This window comes from Nocardia sp. NPDC056952 (assembly GCF_042674185.1).
In the GTDB taxonomy this organism is placed as follows: Bacteria; Actinomycetota; Actinomycetes; order Mycobacteriales; family Mycobacteriaceae; genus Nocardia.
The window spans coordinates 64,170-82,097 of the sequence record NZ_JBHURA010000005.1; the positions used below are offsets into that span (position 1 = coordinate 64,170).

Consider the following 17,928-nt stretch of genomic DNA (forward strand, 5'->3'; position numbering starts at 1 on the left):
CCCTTTTACACCATGTTGTTTGGGTCGCCCCCTAACACCCCGTCCATCTCCCTATTCTGTTTTCTCAAAGGGGGGCCCGGCGCACCTGGGGGGCCCGGGGCCACCGGCATGTTCGGTCTCGGCTAGCCGATGATCAGGCCGGTGCAGAAGATGTTGTGCTCGCTGCTGATCCCGAGCAGCGCGCACATCACCGAGTTGAAAGCCGCCGACGACCCCGCGTCGGGAGCGGCGGTCGGGGTGGCTGTCTGCGCGGACGCGGTGCCACAGGCAAAGGCGGCGGTGATGGCAAGCGTGGCGGCGGTGGTGCGGACGATCGTTTTCATGGGGGGATCCTCGTTCGCCCGAGCGGGTGCCGACCAGACCGCAATTCTGGGGTGACGGTGAGGTGTGAGGGCAACGCGCGCGAGCGCGGTAATCTCACCGCATGGGTGTATTGATCGCGGTGGAAGGGCTCGACGGGGCGGGCAAACGCACGCTGATCGATGGATTGATCGCCGAATTGTCCGCCAAGGGGCTCCGCGCGGACAGTCTGGCCTTTCCCCAGTACGGGCATTCGATCCACGCCGATCTGGCGGCCGAAGCGCTGCGCGGGGGCAACGGCGACCTGGCCGGCTCGATCAACGGCATGGCGATCATGTTCGCGCTCGACCGGGCGGCGGCGCGCGCGGAGCTGTCGGACCTGTTGGGCGGCAACGACATCGTGATCCTGGACCGGTGGGTGGCGTCCAACGCCGCCTACTCGGCCGCGCGGGCGCACCAGGACGCCGACGGCGAAATCGTTTCGTGGGTGGGCGATCTGGAGTTCGGCAGGCTCGAACTGCCGCCGCCGGCTCTCACCGTTCTGCTCGACGTGCCCACCGAGGTGGCGGCCGAACGCGCCCGGCGCCGAGGCGAACTCGACGACGCGCGCGCCCTCGATGCCTACGAACGGGATGGCGGTCTGCAACGACGCACCGGCGAGGTCTATCGTGAACTCGCCGACCGCGACTGGTTCGGCCGGTGGTGGACATACCGATCCGATGACGATAGGCCTGCGTTACTCACCCTCTGCTCGGAAATCTTTTCCGGATAAGGTTGGATACGCGACGGGTTCACACCATTAATGGCGTGGCGGCCCGATCCTGGCCATGGAGATGACAACATAGGACTATGAAGCCCAAGATTCTGGTCGTCGACGACGATATGGCACTCGCTGAGATGCTGACCATCGTCTTGCGCGGGGAAGGGTTCGACCCGCATGTGGTGGGCGACGGCACACAGGCCCTGTCAGCGGTGCGGGAGATCCGCCCCGACCTGGTACTGCTCGACCTGATGCTGCCCGGCATGAACGGCATCGATGTATGCCGGGTGCTGCGGGCAGATTCCGGCGTTCCGATCGTCATGCTCACCGCCAAGACCGATACGGTCGATGTGGTCCTCGGCCTGGAGTCCGGTGCCGACGACTACATCGTCAAACCCTTCAAGCCCAAGGAGCTCGTCGCCCGCGTGCGAGCGCGTTTGCGCCGCACCGAGGACGAGCCCGCCGAGCTGCTCTCGATCGCCGATATCGTCATCGACGTGCCCGCGCACAAGGTGACCCGCGGCCCCGGGCAGATCTCGCTCACCCCACTGGAGTTCGACCTGCTGGTCGCGCTCGCGCGCAAGCCGCGTCAGGTGTTCACCCGCGAGGTGCTCCTCGAACAGGTGTGGGGCTACCGGCACGCCGCCGACACCCGTCTGGTGAACGTGCACGTGCAGCGACTGCGCGCCAAGGTCGAGAAGGATCCGGAGAACCCGGAGATCGTGCTCACCGTGCGCGGCGTCGGTTACAAGGCCGGACCGCCGTGATCGGTCACTGCGGGGCGCCGCTGTGACCACTGGTCCAGTGGCGCAGCTGCGGCGATGGGCGAGCCCGATCATGGCCTGGTTCCAGGCCGTCGGGACAGCACTCGGCCACCTGTGGCGCCGATCGCTGCAGCTGCGAGTCATCGTCTCGACGTTGACCCTGTCGCTCATCGTGATCACGATCCTCGGGGTCGTGCTCACCGGTCAGATCACCGACCGGCTCCTCGAAGCCAAGATCAACGCGGCTGTCGAGGAGATGGATCGTGCCCGCAGCACGATCGAGAACAAGCTTTCCGGCGTTCCGTCCGGTAACAGCCAGGATCAGCAACTCGCCGACGCGCGTGCCGCGCTGTCCAGCCGTGGTGGCACCGGGCAGTCCAGCGGCGCCGCGGGCAGTTTCGACTCGGCCCTGGCGATGGTCGGCGGCACTCCGCCACACGAGATCGCGGCCGGACCGCTCACCGAGGTGCCGCAGGAGCTGCGCCGATTCGTCCAGCGCAATCAGGTCTCCTACCAGTTCACCACCGTCGCCGACCCCGACGGCTATCGCGGGCGCGCGCTGGTCATCGGCAGCCCGAGCGCCGAGGTCGCGACCCTGGAGATCTACCTGATCTTCCCGCTGGCCAGCGAGGAATCGAGCCTGTCGCTGATGCGCGGCACGATGCTCATCGGTGGCGTGGTGCTGCTGGTGCTGCTCGCCGCGATCACCGCGCTGGTGACCAGGCAGGTGGTGCTGCCGATCCGGTCGGCGGCGCGGATCGCGGGCCGATTCGCCGACGGCCGGCTCAAAGAACGCATGCTGGTGCGCGGCGAGGACGACATGGCCCGGCTCGCGCAGGCGTTCAACGAGATGGCCGAGAGCCTGTCGAACCAGATCACCCAGCTCGAGGAATTCGGCAATCTGCAGCGCCGATTCACTTCCGATGTCAGCCACGAACTGCGCACCCCGCTCACCACGGTGCGGATGGCGGCCGATCTCATCCACGGCTCCAGCGACGATCTCGATCCCGCCCTCGCGCGCAGCTCCGAACTGCTCGTGAACGAGCTCGACCGGTTCGAGGGCCTGCTCAACGACCTGCTCGAAATCTCCCGCCACGACGCGGGCGTGGCCGAACTACAGGTCGAATCGCTGGATGTGCGGATGTGCGCGCGTGCCGCGATCTCCACGGTCCGCCACCTGGCTCGCGACGCCGAGATCGAGGTGGTGATCGATCTGCCGGAGGAACCGGTGATCGCCGAAGTCGACCCGCGCCGCGTCGAGCGCGTGCTGCGCAACCTGCTCGCCAACGCGATCGACCACTCCGAGGGCAAGCCGGTGCTGATCCGCATGCGCGGCGACGCCGAGGCCAACGCCGTCGCGACAGTGGTGCGCGATCAGGGCGTCGGGCTGCGGCCGGGCGAGGAAAAGCTGGTGTTCAACCGGTTCTGGCGCTCCGACCCTTCGCGGGTGCGGCGCTCGGGCGGCACCGGGCTCGGCTTGTCGATCAGCGTCGAGGACGCGAATCTGCACGAGGGCAGGCTCGAGGCCTGGGGCGATCCCGGTGTCGGCGCGAGCTTCCGGCTGCTGCTCCCGATGGTGCGCGGCCGCAAACTCGGCCAGAGCCCGCTCGCCCTGGAACCGATGCTGCGCAAGGTCCCCGCGCTGCCGGAAGCCGAACCCGAGCCGGCGATCATCGAAGCCGAACCTGCCGGACCGACCGCGGGCGAGGCGACGGGATCAGAGACCATCGGCGCGGAGCCGACCGGCGCCGAGTCGGCTGGATCCGACTCGACTGTTGCCGAACTGACGGTTGTCGAGACGGCAGCCGAACCGCAAGACGACCCCGCGGCCGACGATTCCGGTGTCGAACCGCCCACGGCAGGCGCGCATTCGGCGACCAACGGCCGCAACGCGGCCCCCGCCGACGCCGACCGCGACGAGTCGATGCCCACCGAGACCAGAGACAGGAAGTCATGACTAGTGCGCGTGGTGATCGTCGGGATCGGCACGGCGCCGCACTGGTCGCGGCGGTTCTGGCCGGTCTGATGGTGCTCACCGGGTGCGCCAGCCTGCCGGAGTCCTCCGCACCGCAGGCACTCGGCACGATCGACCGCGCGCCCACCTCGGAGGGCCCGACCCCGCCGACCTCCGGCCGCGACCCCGACCTGCTGCTGGGCGACTTCCTCACCGCCAGCGCCGACCCCACCAACCGGCACGCCGCGGCCCGCCAGTACATGGCGCCCGAGACGGCGGGTAGCTGGAACGACGAGGCGAGCACCACCATCGTCGACGATCGCCCCGACACCCTGCGCGAGTCGCGGTCGGGCGACAAGGCCAGCTATGTGCTGCGCGCCCGCAAGGTCGGTGAGCTCGCCCGCGACGGCGGCTACCGGGCCACCGAGGGCACCCTCGAGAACAAGATCGAGATGAGCAAGATCGACGGCGAGTGGCGGATCACCGAGCTGCCACCGGGCGTCGTGATGGGCAACGACGCGTTCGTCAAGTCCTACCACCGCTACGTCCTGCACTACATCGACCCGGGCAACTCGCTCCTGGTCCCGGATCCGCGCTGGATCTCGGTGCCGCGCGCCCAGCTCACCGAGCGATTGATCGGCATGCTCGCCGAAGGCCCGCAGTCCACGATCGCCCCGGTGGTGCGCAACCAGCTGGCGCAGCCGGTCTCGCTGCGCGGTCCGATCACCAAGGCCAACAACGAACCGGGTGACGTCGGTGTCGGCATCGGGGGAGTGCGCATCGACTTCGCCGGGCTCGGCGGACTCGCCCAGCGCGACCGCGAACTGCTCGCCGCGCAGGTGGTGCTCACCCTGGCCGGCGCCGACATCCTCGGACCGTACGTGCTGCTCGCCGACGGTAAACCGCTCGACGACCGGTACGCGGCCAACGGCTGGTCGGTCGCCGATGTCGACCAGTACAGCGCCTCGGCGCCCGGCCAGAACCGGATCGGCCTGCACGCCCTGCGCAACGGCACCCTGGTGCAGGTCACCCCGGACGGGATCGTCACCCCGAGCGGTTCCTTCGGCGAGGCGACCAACCTGCAGTCCGTCGGCATCTCGGCCGACGGCCAGTTCGTCGCCGCGGTCGCCGACTCCGGCAAACCGCTGCCGGAAGCCGCCCGCACCCTGCTCATCGGCAACTACGGAGCCAAGGCGTTCGCGGTCGCCGAGGGTGCCGGCATCGCCCGTCCGTCCTGGACCAGTGACGGCGGCGCCGCCTGGACCGTGATCGACGGTGACCGGGTCATCCGGGCGGTCACCGATCGGGCCACCGGCAATGTCTCCACCGAGGACGTCGACATCACGGCCCTGTTCGAAGGCGCGGGCGCTCCACGTCCGCCGATCAGCGAAGTGGTGATCTCGCGCACCGGAGTGCGCGCGGCGCTGATCGCCGACGGCAAGGTCTATGTGGCGGTGGTCCAGCGCCGCCCCGACGGCAAGTACGCGCTCACCTCGCCGCTGCCGCTCGCGCTCGGCCTGAGCTCGCGCGCGGTGTCGCTGAGCTGGGTCACCGGCGACACGATCATGGTGGCCCGCGAGGGCAATGTCGACCCGGTCTTCACCGTCTCCATCGACGGTTCGCAGTTCAGTGCGGTGACCTCGCAGAACCTCACTCCGCCGGTGCGGGTGGTGACGGCGGCCCCGGCCACGCAGTACGTGGCCGATTCCCGGGCCGTCCTGCAGCTCCAGACCGCCGATCCGACCCGCAACGACCGTTTCTGGCGTGAGGTACCCGGATTGACCGGAGAACGGGTTGTGCCGGTCTTGCCGAGCTGATCATGTCGGTGCCCGCTGTCATGCTTCTCCGCTATGAGAGCCCTGCTGGATCTGATCCTGCCCGACCGGTGCGGTGGCTGCGGTGCGGTGGGCGTGAGCTGGTGCGCCGAGTGCGCGGCCGAACTCGGCCGCGATCCCGTCCGGGTGCGCCCGCGCGCTGATCCCGGGGTTCCGTGCTGGGCGCTGGGCCCCTACGCCGGTGTGGGTAAGCGGGCGGTGCTGGCAGCCAAGGAACAGAACCGGCGCGACCTCGCCGCCCCACTCGGGCTGGCGCTCGCCCACGCGCTCGCCCGCTTGCGTGCCCCCGATCGCCCGCTGTTGCTCGTGCCCGCGCCGACCAGAACCGCGGCGGCGCGGCGCCGCGGTGGTGACCCGGTGGCCCGCTCGGCCGAGGTCGCGGCACGGTGGCTGATCGATTGCCGGAGTGTGCCGCTGCTGCGGATGGGACGCGGTGTCCGGGATTCGGTGGGCTTGACGACGGATGAGCGTTCCCACAATGTGCGCGGCAAGATCATGACTGTCGCCGATCCGGGCGAATGGGTCGCGATCAGCGCGAAAGCCCAGGTAGTGCTGGTAGACGACGTGCTGACAACCGGTGCGACATCCTGTGAATCGACACGTGTTCTCAACCGGATCGGCATAGTTCCCCGCGCGGTTTTGGTGACCTGCGCGGCTTGACTGATGAAAGTTCGCGTGAACAGTGGCGGACTTGCCGATGGCGGACTAGCGTCGCGAGCACACACCGAACCACAAGTTTGGGAGGTGGTGCCGCGGATACAGGTGCCGGGCGATTCCCGATCGGCACAGCTCAATCCCGCCGCCCTACGCTTGTAGTTGTGCGGCCATATCCGGGAGGTACGCGTGACGACTTCTTCACGGGCATCAGTGCAAGATGCTGAACCCACGGCACTCCAGAACGGTGCCACCGAGACGATCGACTTCGAGACCCCGAACGCCGAAGTGGTGGTCTCCGGTCGCAACGTCGAAATCCCTGACCACTATCGAATCTACGTCGCGGAGAAGCTGTCTCGGTTAGAGCGCTTCGACCCGTCGATCTTCCTCTTCGATGTGGAACTGTTCCACGAACGCAACCGTCGTCAACGCAAGGCCTGTCAGCGTGTGGAGATCACCGCGCGTGGCCGTGGACCGATCGTGCGCGCCGAGGCGTGCGCCGACAGTTTCTATGCCGCGCTCGAATCGGCCACCCAGAAGATCGAGAGCAGACTGCGCCGGGCCAAGGACAAGCGGCGCGTCGTGCACTACGGCGACAAGACGCCGGTCTCGGTCGCGCAGGCCACTGCCACATTGGTCGACGAGTCGCTGTTCACCCCGCCGGACGGTTCCGCTGCCCACGACCACGACGAGGCAGTCGACGAGACGGGCCCCGGCCACATCGTGCGCACCAAGGTGCACACCGCGACACCGATGTCGGTGGACGACGCCCTCTATCAGATGGAATTGGTCGGTCACGACTTCTTCCTCTTCCATGACAAGGAGACCGACCGTCCATCGGTGGTCTACCGCAGACACGCCTTCGACTACGGCCTGATCAAGCTGGCCTAGGACCCTGACCGATCCGGGCATCCGCCGTGCGGATGTCCGGATCTTGTTCAGCCGCCGAAGGTCTCGTGATGTACGGCCTCGGTCAGCGATCGGCCGGACCGCCACCCGAAACGTTCCAGGTCCGGTACCTGCTGGAACGCGTCGACCGGGCCTACGCACAGCCAGGCCACCGGCTTGATCCCGGTGGGCAGGCCGACGAGTTCGCGCAGGAATTCCGGATCGTAGAACGACACCCAGCCCACCCCCACCTGCTCGGCGGTCGCCGCGAGCCACAGGTTCTGGATCGCCAGCACGGTGGAGTACACGCCGGTCTCCGGCACACTCGCCCGCCCGAGCACCTGTGGGCCGCCACGCGAATCATCGTGCGTGACAACCACACCCGTACCGCTCTCGACGATTCCGTCGATCTTGATCGGCGCGAAGGTCATCGCGCGCTCGGCGGGCAGCGACGCACCGAACTCGACCCGCTTGTCCGCCACATGGTCGGCGAAACGGCGCAGGGTCTCGGCCTGACGAACCACCACGAAGTCCCACGGTTGTGAGTTCCCGACGCTGGGCGCGCGATGCGCGGCGTCGAGGATCCGCAGGAGGGTGTCGTCGTCGACGAGCTCGCCGGTGTATTCGGCGCGCACGTCACGACGCAAACGGATCGCGTCGTAGACGCTCAGCTGATCGGCACTCACGCCGACCATACAACCGCAGCCGGTCAGGCCATGGTCCGGCGGGCCAGCTTGCGCCCGGCGGCCAGTGCGGTGCGCAGTCCCTGGCGACGCCCGGTCACCGGGTCGATCGAGGGGGTGGTGTTGCCGGCGAACAGGCGTTCGGACTTGGTCTCCGGCGCGTCGTCGGTGGTGTGGCGCAGGTACTTGTTCGGCAGCGACAGCTTGAGGATGGTGCGCCACGACTTGAAGTACTGCACCGGCAGCGAACCGGTGGTGTAGGGCAGGTCGTACTTCTCGGCCAGCTCGCGTACCCGCACCGCGATGGCGGCGTAGCGGTTGCTCGGCAGGTCGGGGAACAGGTGGTGCTCGATCTGGTGGCTGAGGTTGCCGCTCATGAAGTGCAGCAGCGGTCCGCCGCTGATGTTGGCGCTGCCCAGCATCTGGCGCAGGTACCACTCGCCCTTGGTCTCGTTCTCGATGTCGGCCTTGGTGAACTTCTCGGCGCCGTCGGGGAAGTGACCGCAGAAGATGATCGCGTTGGTCCACACATTGCGCATCACGTTGGCGGCGATGTTGGCGGTGAGCGTGGTGACGAACGAGGGGCCGGTGAGCAGCGGGAAGACCAGGTAGTCCTTGGCGGCCTGCTTACCGATCTTCTTCAGGACCAGGGTGCGGTCGGCCTCGAACTGCTTCCACTCGGGTGAGTCCTTGGCCCACTTCTTCTTGGCGACCTTGCCCAGCTCGAGGTGCTGGATCGCGACGCCGTACTCGAACAGCGCCTGCAGCAGGAAGTTGTAGATGGGGTTGCCCAGGTAGAACGGCATCCAGCGCTGGTCACGGGTGACGCGAAGCAGGCCGTAGCCGATGTCGTCGTCCATGCCGAGCACGTTGGTGTACTTGTGGTGCAGGAAGTTGTGGGTGATCTTCCAGTGCGCCGACGGGCCCGCGTTGTCCCATTCCCACGAGGTGGAGTGGACTTCCGGATCGTTCATCCAGTCCCACTGCCCGTGCATGACGTTGTGCCCGATCTCCATGTTCTCGATGATCTTGGCGGAGCCGAGCAGGGCGACACCGGCCAACCAGGCCGGGGGCAGGAAGCTGGCGAACAGGACCGTGCGGCCGCTGATCTCGAGCGCGCGCTGTAGCCGGATGACGTTGCGGATATAGCGCGCGTCGGCCGCGCCGCGAGAGGATTCGATCTCCCGGCGGATCGCATCGAACTCCGCGCCTAGAGCTTCGACATCCGCTGCGGTGAGGTGCGCGTATTCCTTGACATCCGAGATCGCCATGGCGGCTACAGTACCGTAAGTTACGAGAGCGTAGGTTGGCGATTTTCGGGACGAAATGTGTGATAAGTCCTATTGCGCGATCGAGATGAAAATGTTATCGGGAATGGCGAGCCATGCGCCGAGCTGCCTTGTCGCGCAGCACACCCCGTTCGCGCACGGCGCGTTCGCCCAGTGCCCGCTTGGCCTCGCGCAGCGCCAGCTTCTCCTGCCGTGCTCGCGCCTTCAGCGCGGTCTTGGCCTCGCGCAGTACTTCCTTCTCGTGCCGCGCCTTGATCTCGAGCGAGACCTTGGCATCGTGCAGCGCCGAGCGCAGACCGAAACGCTTGCCGGTCTCGGGATCGACCCGCAGGCTGTCGGGCAGCGAGATGCCGGCGAACTTGCGCTCCGACGACGTCTCGGGCGCATCGTCGGCGGTGCGCTTGAGGAAGCGATCCGGCAGCGCCAGCTTGTGGATGGTGCGGAAGGCCAGCAGGTACTGCTTGCCCAGCGATCCGGTGGTGTAGGGCAGGTCGTACTTGTCGCACAGTTCGCGCACCCGGACCGCCACCTCCGAGTACCGATTGCTCGGCAGGTCGGGGAACAGGTGATGCTCGATCTGGTAGCAGAGGTTGCCGCTCATGAACGCCATCACGGGGCCGGCCTTGAAGTTGGCGCTGCCCAGCATCTGGCGCAGGTACCACTCGCCCTGGGTTTCCCCGTCGAGCTGCTCGGCGGTGAACTTCTGCGCGCCGTCGGGGAAGTGGCCGCAGAAGATCACGGCGTAGGACCAGAGATTGCGGACGAGGTTGGCGGTGGCGTTGGCCTTGAGCGTCGACTTCCAGGCCGGGCCGGTCAGCGCCGGATAGATCACGAAATCCTTGGCGACCTGGCGGCCCGCCTTGCGATAGAACTCGATATCGGGGGGCGAGGTCATCGTGCCGCTCTCGACTCCGGCCAGCTCCTTCTCGATGCCGAGATCGTGCAGCGCGATACCCCACTCGAAGGTCGCGGCCAGCAGCAGATTGGCGGCGGGCTGGACCAGGTGCACCGGACGCCACGCCTCGTCGCGGGTCATCCGCAGAATGCCGAAGCCGAGGTCCTCGTCCTTGCCGAGCACGTTGGTGTAGGTGTGGTGCGAATAGTTGTGCGCCCGGCGCCACTGCGCCGAGGTGCCGGTCATGTCCCACTCCCAGGTGGTGGAGTGGATCTCGGGATCGTTCATCCAATCCCATTGGCCGTGGCTCACATTGTGGCCCAGCTCCATGTTCTCGATGATCTTGGCGACCGAGAGCATCGCGGTGCCGCCCAGCCACGCCCAGCGATTGCGGCTGCCGAACAGCACCGCGCGCCCGGCGACCTCGAGAGCTCGCTGGGCGGCGATGGTGCGGCGGATGTAGCGAGCGTCGCGTTCGCCACGGGAGGTCTCCACCGAACGGCGGATCGAATCGAGTTCTTTCCCCAGTGTCTCGATGTCGGCCGCCGTCAGATGGGCGAAGGCCTGAATATCGGTGATGGCCACCGGGGGTCCTCCTGTTGTTTATCAGCAGCTGATGCCGCGGGTTCTCGGCCTGGGAACCTCGATCTTGCCTCGTCGAGGGCGCTCCTCGGTCGCACTCTTCGGCGAGTCCGGAATCGAGGCGCCGAAAACCGGGCGCTGCGCGCCTAGGGTTGTCGCCTCGATGCGGTTCGGCCTGTGAGTGATCCTAAGTCGCGCCCTCAGGCATTGATCGAAGTGAGGGGCCTAAGCGATTGCCGCCGGTCACGGGTTATGGCCGACGCGTACTTCAAGGGTACCCGCTCAGCGGTTCGGCAACCGGTTAGATGTCCAGCGTGCAGTCGCCTGCGGCGGCGGAGATGCAGGTTTGCACCTTGTCGCCGGGCTGACGTTCGTCGCCGTTGCGCAGGTCGCGGGCGTGTCCCGCGGACAGCGTCACCACACAGGTCTGGCAGATGCCCATCCGGCAGCCGAAGGGCAACTGCACGCCGACGGACTCACCGGCTTCGAGCAGGCTGGTGGCGCCGTCGACGGTGAGGGTGCGTCCGGTGGTGCCGAAGGTCACCGTGCCGCCCTCGCCGATCGCGGAGCGTTCCACCTCGAAGCGCTCGATGTGCAGCTTGTCGCCCACACCCGCGTTCTTCCAGTGGGTTTCGATCGCGTCGAGCATCGGGGCAGGTCCGCACGCCCAGGTCTCGCGCTCGCGCCAGTCGGGGTAGAGCTCGTCGAGGCTGGCCAGCGAGAACAGGCCGTGGGCGTCGGTGAGCTGCAAGTGGGAGACGAAGCTGGGGTGCTTGTCGTGCAGGGCGCGCAGTTCGGCGCCGAACATCACGTCGGCGTCGGTGGGCGCGGAGTGGACGTGCACCACATCGTTGACGCCGTCGCGCCGGTCCATCGTGCGCAACATCGACATGACCGGGGTGATCCCGCTGCCCGCGGTGAGGAACAGCACCTTCGCCGGCGGCGGCTCCGGCAGCACGAACCCGCCCTGCGGCGCGGCCAGCCGCACGATGGTGCCCGCAGCCACCCCGTTGACAAGGTGGCTGGACAACTTGCCTTCCGGCATCGCCTTCACCGCGATGGAGATGAGCCGCTTACCGCCCTCCCCGGTCCAGTCCGGCGGGCAGGTCAGCGAGTAGGAACGCCAGTTCCAGCGGCCGTCGATCAGGATGCCGATGCCGATGTACTGCCCGGGGCGGTACTTGAAATCGAAGCCCCAGCCCGGCTTGATCACCAGGGTCGCCGAGTCGGCGGTCTCCTTCTGGACCTCGACGATGCGCCCGCGAAGTTCGCGCGCCGACCACAGCGGGTTGGCCAGATGCAGATAGTCGTCGGGCAGCAGGGGAGTGGTGACCCGGGCTACCGCGCCGCGCAAGATATTGAGCTTGCCGCCGCGGTCGGCGACCTGCGCCGCCGGTGCTTCGAGCCATTCCCGGAACTTGTCGATGACCATGCTGTGCGATTTCTCCCTGTCGTGCATCCGGTCCACCGTGGGGTAGCCCTCTCGCAGCCAGGTTACGGCATCGTAGGTTCGGCGCCAGTTGTGAACAGTGGGCAACCCCGAGGTCGCCCACCGCAAATTACAACAGCTCGAGCAGGAACGGCAGTTCTTGTGGTGCGTACCAGGCAAGCTGGTGGTCCTCCGCGTCACCGAGGACGAATTCCGCGTCGGTATCACCGAGGTCAGCGGCGTCGATGACGTCCACCGCCTTGGCCACCTGCGGCTCGGCCTCGGCCAGGTCCACATGCACGGCCGCGATTTGTTTGAAGGTGACCGGTCCCGACAGCTTCACCACAGCATCGTCGAGATCGGGCCGCAGTTTCGCCCCCGCTACATCCGCGGCGATCACCGCGCGCCGATACACCGGGCTAGCCGGGGCGGTGGCCGAGCCCTCGGCGTCGTCGTCGAGATCGTCGAGTCCGTCGCGCTCGGCGCCGATCAACCGCATGGAGGCCCGCGCGGCTTCCTGCATCGCCACTTCGGCGAGCTCCTCGTCGTCGCCCGCGGCGTAGGCCTCGCGCAGCGCGGGCGTCACGGCGAACGCGGTCGCGCCGAGCGGGAGCAGTTGCTGCTCGTCGACGAGTTGGCGCAGCAGCGGAATCGTCGCCGGGATGTAGACGCGCATCGTGTCGTTCTCAGGGACAGGCACCGAGCAACTCCTCCATCGATTCGTGCACCGATGCCGCGAGGACATCGATATCGGCCATGGCGTCGCGGTCGGCGTTGAGTCCGTAGAAGACCTGACCGTCGTACGAGGTGAGTCCGAAACTCAACGTCTGATTGCGCAGCAGCGGCGATACCGGATACATCTCCAGCATGCGCGCGCCGCCGATGTACATCGCGGTCTGTGGTCCCGGCGCGTTGGTGATCACCAGATTGAAACTGTTGTCGGCGAAGGTACTCGCCGCTCGCACACTCATCGCGTGCAGGCTCGCGGGCGCGAACCCGGCCAGGTGCACGAGTGTGCGCGCCCGCACCCCGCGGCGCTGCCTGCCCGCCGCCTCGGTGGCATGCGAGATGTGTGAGAGCCGCATCGTCGGGTTCGGTTCGCCCACGGGCAGATCGATGAGGAACGAGGACACCTCGCTGGCCGGGGTCAGCTGATTGTCGCCGTCGACATAGACCGACATCGGCACCACCGCGCGCAGATTGGTCGACTCGACCAGCGCCTCGTTGCGCGAGAGCAGCCAGTTGCGCAGCGCCCCGGTGACCACCGCGAGCACGGCGTCGTTGATCGAGCAGTCGAAATGCCTGCGGATCGTGCGGTAGTCGTCCAGATCCGTGCGTACCACGTCGAAGCGGCGGCTGCGGGAGGTGCGGGCGTTGAGCGGGCTGTCCGGCGCCGCGCTCGAGGTCGCCGCGCGCACCACGTTGGCCGCGGCCTTCACCGCCATCCGCGTGCCGCGCACCACGCCGAACGCGTTCGATCCGGCGTCGCGCATCACGCTGTAGGCCTCGCGCGGTTGCGCGGCCAGTTGCGAGAGTGCGCCGGCCAGCAGTTCCACATCGGTGGGTTCGCGCGGCGCACGCCACGAGTCGTCGGCCAGCTCGCGCGGCAGCGGGGAGTTGTCGAGGATCACGTGCCCGATCTCCAGGGCGGTGTCACCGTCGACGAGCGCCGAGTGCGACTTGGTGAACACCGCAGCGCGCCCGTCGGCGAGGCCCTCGATCAGATACATCTCCCACAACGGTCGTCCCTGGTCCAGGGGTCGTGACGCGAGCCGGGCGACGAGATCGTAGAGCTGGCAGTCGCTGCCGGGACTCGGCAGCGCGGAGCGCCGGATGTGATAGCTGATGTCGAAACGGCTGTCCTCGACCCAGACCGGCCTGCCCATCGCGAGCGGGATCTCGCGCACCTTGCGGCGGTAGCGCGGCACCATCGGCAGCCGGGATTCGACCAGGTCGACGAGGCGTTCGTAGTCCAGTACCTGGCCCGTGCTGTCGGGGGAGGAGTTGTTCAGGATCGCGAGAGAGCCGATGTGGATCGGGTTACTGCTCGACTCGAGCCGATAGAACGACGCGTCCTGCGGCGTCAATCTCGTGATCACGCGCTCCGAAGCTCCTTCCGGTGCCGCATGGCGCTGATCGGGCACGCGCTACATCCTACGTCACGGCAGGTGAATCGCGGTGCCGGGCAAGGAGGCTCGCCGAGCGTCGTGACCTGGGGTAATGAGTGCGCCGGTACGCCGGGCACGGGTCCGCACCGCCGGGTACGGTGGTCTGCGGACTACCATCGCCGTTGAACACAACTCCGACCAGAGGACTGACGAGACCCGTGCCTGCGCTGACACTGACGAGGTTGCTACGGATTGGTGAAGGTCGCATGGTCAAGCGGCTCTCGAACCTCGCCGATGAGGTCATCGCGTACGGCGACGAGATCGAAGCGTTGACCGACGACGAGCTGCGTGCCAAGACCGACGAGTTCCGCCAGCGCTACGCCGACGGGGAAACCCTCGACGACCTGCTGCTCGAGGCCTTCGCCGTGGCGCGTGAGGCTTCGTGGCGAGTGCTGAACCAGAAGCACTACAAGGTCCAGATCATGGGCGGCGCCTCGCTGCACCTGGGCAATATCTCGGAGATGAAGACCGGTGAGGGCAAGACCCTCACCTGTGTGCTCCCCGCGTACCTGAACGCCATCTCCGGCGACGGCGTGCACGTGGTCACCGTCAACGACTACCTCGCCAAGCGCGACGCCGAGTGGATGGGCCGCGTGCACCGCTTCCTCGGTCTCGAGGTCGGCGTGATCCTGGGCGGTATGACTCCCGCCGAGCGTCGGGTGGCCTACGCCGCCGACATCACCTACGGCACGAACAACGAGTTCGGCTTCGACTACCTGCGCGACAACATGACCCACTCCCTGGACGATCTCGTCCAGCGTGGCCACAACTTCGCCGTGGTCGACGAGGTCGACTCGATCCTCATCGACGAGGCCCGCACCCCGCTGATCATCTCGGGCCCGGCCGACGCCTCCTCGAAGTGGTATGCCGAATTCGCGCGCATCGCGCCGCTGCTGAAGAAGGATGTCCACTACGAAGTCGACATCAAGAAGCGCACCATCGGCGTGCACGAGCAGGGCGTGGAGTTCGTCGAGGACCAGCTCGGTATCGACAACCTCTACGAGGCCGCGAACTCACCGCTGGTGAGCTACCTGAACAACGCCATCAAGGCCAAGGAGCTCTACCAGCGCGACAAGGACTACATCGTCCGCGACGGTGAAGTGATCATCGTCGACGAGTTCACCGGCCGCATCCTGGTGGGCCGCCGCTACAACGAGGGCATGCACCAGGCGATCGAGGCCAAGGAGAAGGTCGAGATCCAGCCGGAGAACCAGACGCTGGCCACGATCACCCTGCAGAACTACTTCCGCCTCTACAACCGGCTCTCCGGCATGACCGGTACCGCCGAGACCGAGGCCGCCGAGCTGCACTCGATCTACAACCTCGGCGTGGTCCCGATCCCGACGAACAAGCCGATGGTCCGCAAGGACCAGGCCGACCTGATCTACAAGTCGGAAGAGGCCAAGTTCGCCGCGGTCGTCGACGACGTGACCGAGCGGCACGAGAAGGGCCAGCCGGTCCTGATCGGTACCACCAGCGTCGAGCGCTCGGAGTACCTGTCCAAGCAGTTCACCAAACGCGGTGTGGCGCACTCGGTGCTGAACGCGAAGTTCCACGAGCAGGAAGCCCAGATCATCGCCGAGGCCGGTCGTCCCGGCGCGGTCACCGTGGCCACCAATATGGCCGGTCGTGGTACCGACATCGTGCTCGGCGGCAACGCCGACATCATCGCCGACATCCTGCTGCGCAAGCAGGGCCTCGACCCCGTGAACACCCCCGACGAGTACGAGGCCGCCTGGCACTCCGCGCTCGAACAGGTGAAGAAGCAGACCGAGGACGACGCCGAGACGGTCCGCGAGGCCGGCGGTCTCTACGTGCTCGGCACCGAGCGCCACGAGTCGCGTCGTATCGACAACCAGCTGCGTGGTCGTTCCGGCCGTCAGGGCGACCCGGGCGAGTCCCGTTTCTACCTGTCGCTGGGCGACGAGCTGATGCGCCGCTTCAACGGCGCCGCGCTCGAGTCGATCATGACCCGGCTGAACCTGCCCGACGATGTGCCGATCGAGGCGAAGATGGTCTCCAAGGCCATCAAGAGTGCCCAGACCCAGGTCGAGCAGCAGAACTTCGAGATCCGCAAGAATGTTCTGAAGTACGACGAGGTCATGAACCAGCAGCGCACCGTCATCTACGGCGAGCGCAACCAGATCCTGCGTGGCGAGGACATGGAGGGTCAGGTTCAGAACATGATCACCGACGTGACCACCGCCTATGTCGACGGTGCCACTGCCGAGGGCTACGTCGAGGACTGGGATCTGGACAAGCTCTGGACCGCCCTCAAGACGCTCTACCCGGTGACCCTGGATCACAAGGAACTCACCGGCGAGACCGCCACCGGCGACGCGGGCGAACTCACCCGCGACGAGCTCCGCGAAGCGCTCCTCGAAGACGCGCACAACGCCTACGAGAAGCGCGAGCAGGAGATCGACGGCCTCGCGGGCGAAGGCGCCATGCGCAACCTGGAACGTCAGGTTCTGCTCTCGGTCCTCGACCGCAAGTGGCGCGAACACCTCTACGAGATGGATTACCTCAAGGAGGGCATCGGCCTGCGCGCCATGGCCCAGCGTGATCCGCTGGTCGAGTACCAGCGCGAGGGCTTCGACATGTTCGCCGCCATGCTGGAAGGCCTGAAGGAGGAGTCCGTCGGCTTCCTCTTCAATCTCCAGGTGGAGGTCCAGCAGCCCCAGCCCGAAGGCGTCTCGGTCGACAAGGGGCTGCGCTCCCCGGTCGGTGCCCGACCGCAGGACACCCCCGCGGCGAACCAGGCCCCGCCTGCTCTGCGTGCCAAGGGAATCAGCGACCAGGCTCCCCGAGCCATGAACTACTCGGGCCCCGCCGAGGACGGCCACGCCGAATCCCATTCCGACGCACAGGAATACGGCGGCCAGCCGCAGTCCGGCACCCGCCGCGAACGCCGCGAAGCCGCCCGGACCGACTCGAAGGGCAAGCGCCGCCGCTGAGGTGAGCCAGCTGATCTAGACGACTGAAGCCCCCGCTTTCGGCGGGGGCTTCAGTCGTCTTCGCGTCTACCGGTCGGTCCGCGCGTCAGCTCGCCCGGTGGATGGGGTGGACTCGGGAGAGGGCGCGTTTGGCTTCGGCGAGGGAGATCATCTGGTCTTCGTCGTCGATGTCGGCGACGGCTGCTTCGGCCCATTCGCGCAGAAGGGTGGAGACCCCTACCCGACGTTCGTCGGCGAGGGATTTCAGGCGGCTGTGCAGGCCGAGGGGGAGCCGGATCGACGTGGTCACCATGATGTCTTCGTTGACGGGAAGACGTGGTGGGGCATCGGTGGGCTCGTCGGAGAAACTCAGCCGATCCATGAAGTCGGCGAGTTCTTCTTTGCTGGACGGAAGTCCTGGCTCGCTCATGATCGGGTCTCACTTTCCCACTGCTCGAATTGCGCCAGTTCCTCGGCGCGCATCGTGCGTGCGCCGATGATCACCCACGTCCAGTCCTCCCGTTGTCGCATCACCACGATCAACGGGCGGCCGGCTGTGGTGCGCCCCCACACCGTCAGGACGGTCACCTGGCCGTCGAAGGCCGGGCGTGGCCACCGTCGTGACGCTGCGAGGACCTGCCGAACCTCGCTGGGTTCGATGCCGATCAGGTGAGCGATCGCCCAATCAGGCCACTCGAAACCCATAAGTCCATAATACGCATGTAGTACGGCTGGTGGAAGGGCAGGCAACGCGAGATCGCCCCTACCCGCGCCGGTACACGGCGGGGTAG

16 protein-coding genes are annotated in these 17,928 nt (G+C 67.1%); 7 read left to right on the top strand and 9 right to left on the bottom strand.

The window, feature by feature from the left end:
* Positions 1-122 precede the first annotated feature (122 nt).
* A complete protein-coding gene (locus ACFTS5_RS19105) occupies positions 123-323 on the bottom strand; it encodes a hypothetical protein (RefSeq protein WP_378632582.1) in 201 nt (66 codons plus the stop codon).
* A 101-nt stretch (positions 324-424) separates the two neighbouring features.
* Here ACFTS5_RS19105 and ACFTS5_RS19110 point away from each other — a divergent pair, with 101 nt between their 5' ends.
* The 6 genes from ACFTS5_RS19110 to hpf all read left to right on the top strand — a co-directional run bounded on the left by ACFTS5_RS19110 (position 425) and on the right by hpf (position 7,158).
* Positions 425-1,072 (top strand): dTMP kinase, encoded by a 648-nt coding sequence (locus ACFTS5_RS19110; protein ID WP_378632584.1) that lies wholly within the window; start codon positions 425-427, stop codon positions 1,070-1,072.
* Between the two features lie 77 nt (positions 1,073-1,149).
* Positions 1,150-1,827 (top strand): MtrAB system response regulator MtrA, encoded by a 678-nt coding sequence (gene mtrA, locus ACFTS5_RS19115; RefSeq protein WP_056813049.1) that lies wholly within the window; start codon positions 1,150-1,152, stop codon positions 1,825-1,827.
* Positions 1,828-1,897: 70 nt separating this feature from the next.
* Positions 1,898-3,781, top strand: a complete 1,884-nt coding sequence (gene mtrB / locus ACFTS5_RS19120; RefSeq protein WP_378633430.1) for an MtrAB system histidine kinase MtrB — start codon at positions 1,898-1,900, stop codon at positions 3,779-3,781.
* A complete protein-coding gene (gene lpqB / locus ACFTS5_RS19125) occupies positions 3,778-5,595 on the top strand; it encodes an MtrAB system accessory lipoprotein LpqB (protein WP_378632586.1) in 1,818 nt (605 codons plus the stop codon). The genes mtrB and lpqB overlap by 4 nt, the downstream gene beginning before the upstream one ends.
* A gap of 33 nt (positions 5,596-5,628) precedes the next feature.
* Positions 5,629-6,273 (top strand): ComF family protein, encoded by a 645-nt coding sequence (locus tag ACFTS5_RS19130; protein ID WP_378632589.1) that lies wholly within the window; start codon positions 5,629-5,631, stop codon positions 6,271-6,273.
* 255 nt (positions 6,274-6,528) lie between these two features.
* Positions 6,529-7,158 (top strand): ribosome hibernation-promoting factor, HPF/YfiA family, encoded by a 630-nt coding sequence (gene hpf / locus ACFTS5_RS19135; RefSeq protein WP_378633433.1) that lies wholly within the window; start codon positions 6,529-6,531, stop codon positions 7,156-7,158.
* A 47-nt stretch (positions 7,159-7,205) separates the two neighbouring features.
* Here the strand turns inward: hpf and bluB are convergent, their stop codons facing one another.
* From bluB to ACFTS5_RS19165, 6 genes are all read right to left on the bottom strand, one after another.
* Positions 7,206-7,850, bottom strand: a complete 645-nt coding sequence (bluB, locus tag ACFTS5_RS19140) for a 5,6-dimethylbenzimidazole synthase (RefSeq protein ID WP_378632591.1) — start codon at positions 7,848-7,850, stop codon at positions 7,206-7,208.
* A 14-nt stretch (positions 7,851-7,864) separates the two neighbouring features.
* Positions 7,865-9,109 carry a fatty acid desaturase family protein gene (locus tag ACFTS5_RS19145; RefSeq protein WP_378632593.1) on the bottom strand — a complete coding sequence of 415 codons (1,245 nt, stop codon included), beginning with the start codon at positions 9,107-9,109 and terminating at the stop codon, positions 7,865-7,867.
* Positions 9,110-9,203: 94 nt separating this feature from the next.
* Positions 9,204-10,607, bottom strand: a complete 1,404-nt coding sequence (locus ACFTS5_RS19150; protein WP_378632595.1) for a fatty acid desaturase family protein — start codon at positions 10,605-10,607, stop codon at positions 9,204-9,206.
* Between the two features lie 298 nt (positions 10,608-10,905).
* On the bottom strand, positions 10,906-12,063 hold the full coding sequence (locus ACFTS5_RS19155; RefSeq protein ID WP_378632597.1) for a ferredoxin reductase: 1,158 nt from the start codon (positions 12,061-12,063) through the stop codon (positions 10,906-10,908).
* Between the two features lie 100 nt (positions 12,064-12,163).
* A complete protein-coding gene (locus tag ACFTS5_RS19160; protein WP_378633435.1) occupies positions 12,164-12,709 on the bottom strand; it encodes a DUF6912 family protein in 546 nt (181 codons plus the stop codon).
* 10 nt (positions 12,710-12,719) lie between these two features.
* Positions 12,720-14,132, bottom strand: coding sequence for a wax ester/triacylglycerol synthase family O-acyltransferase (locus ACFTS5_RS19165; RefSeq protein WP_378632599.1), 1,413 nt, complete (start codon positions 14,130-14,132; stop codon positions 12,720-12,722).
* 227 nt (positions 14,133-14,359) lie between these two features.
* Here ACFTS5_RS19165 and secA point away from each other — a divergent pair, with 227 nt between their 5' ends.
* Positions 14,360-17,158 (top strand): preprotein translocase subunit SecA, encoded by a 2,799-nt coding sequence (secA, locus tag ACFTS5_RS19170; protein ID WP_378632600.1) that lies wholly within the window; start codon positions 14,360-14,362, stop codon positions 17,156-17,158.
* Between the two features lie 85 nt (positions 17,159-17,243).
* On the opposite strand, the gene ACFTS5_RS19175 is transcribed toward secA, so the two are convergent.
* Both ACFTS5_RS19175 and ACFTS5_RS19180 read right to left on the bottom strand, forming a co-directional pair.
* Entirely contained in the window at positions 17,244-17,567 is a 324-nt protein-coding gene (locus ACFTS5_RS19175) for a hypothetical protein (protein ID WP_378632602.1), read from the bottom strand.
* Positions 17,564-17,842 (bottom strand): hypothetical protein, encoded by a 279-nt coding sequence (locus ACFTS5_RS19180; RefSeq protein WP_056813016.1) that lies wholly within the window; start codon positions 17,840-17,842, stop codon positions 17,564-17,566. The genes ACFTS5_RS19175 and ACFTS5_RS19180 overlap by 4 nt, the downstream gene beginning before the upstream one ends.
* Between the last annotated feature and the right edge of the window lie 86 nt (positions 17,843-17,928).

Coding starts and splice junctions, on each gene's coding strand:
- ACFTS5_RS19105 (WP_378632582.1), bottom strand. CDS start 323: ATGAAAACGATCGTCCGCACCACCGCCGCCACGCTTGCCATCACCGCC.
- ACFTS5_RS19110 (WP_378632584.1), top strand. CDS start 425: ATGGGTGTATTGATCGCGGTGGAAGGGCTCGACGGGGCGGGCAAACGC.
- mtrA (WP_056813049.1), top strand. CDS start 1,150: ATGAAGCCCAAGATTCTGGTCGTCGACGACGATATGGCACTCGCTGAG.
- mtrB (WP_378633430.1), top strand. CDS start 1,898: ATGGCCTGGTTCCAGGCCGTCGGGACAGCACTCGGCCACCTGTGGCGC.
- lpqB (WP_378632586.1), top strand. CDS start 3,778: ATGACTAGTGCGCGTGGTGATCGTCGGGATCGGCACGGCGCCGCACTG.
- ACFTS5_RS19130 (WP_378632589.1), top strand. CDS start 5,629: ATGAGAGCCCTGCTGGATCTGATCCTGCCCGACCGGTGCGGTGGCTGC.
- bluB (WP_378632591.1), bottom strand. CDS start 7,850: ATGGTCGGCGTGAGTGCCGATCAGCTGAGCGTCTACGACGCGATCCGT.
- ACFTS5_RS19145 (WP_378632593.1), bottom strand. CDS start 9,109: ATGGCGATCTCGGATGTCAAGGAATACGCGCACCTCACCGCAGCGGAT.
- ACFTS5_RS19155 (WP_378632597.1), bottom strand. CDS start 12,063: ATGCACGACAGGGAGAAATCGCACAGCATGGTCATCGACAAGTTCCGG.
- ACFTS5_RS19160 (WP_378633435.1), bottom strand. CDS start 12,709: ATGCGCGTCTACATCCCGGCGACGATTCCGCTGCTGCGCCAACTCGTC.
- ACFTS5_RS19175 (WP_378632602.1), bottom strand. CDS start 17,567: ATGAGCGAGCCAGGACTTCCGTCCAGCAAAGAAGAACTCGCCGACTTC.
- ACFTS5_RS19180 (WP_056813016.1), bottom strand. CDS start 17,842: ATGGGTTTCGAGTGGCCTGATTGGGCGATCGCTCACCTGATCGGCATC.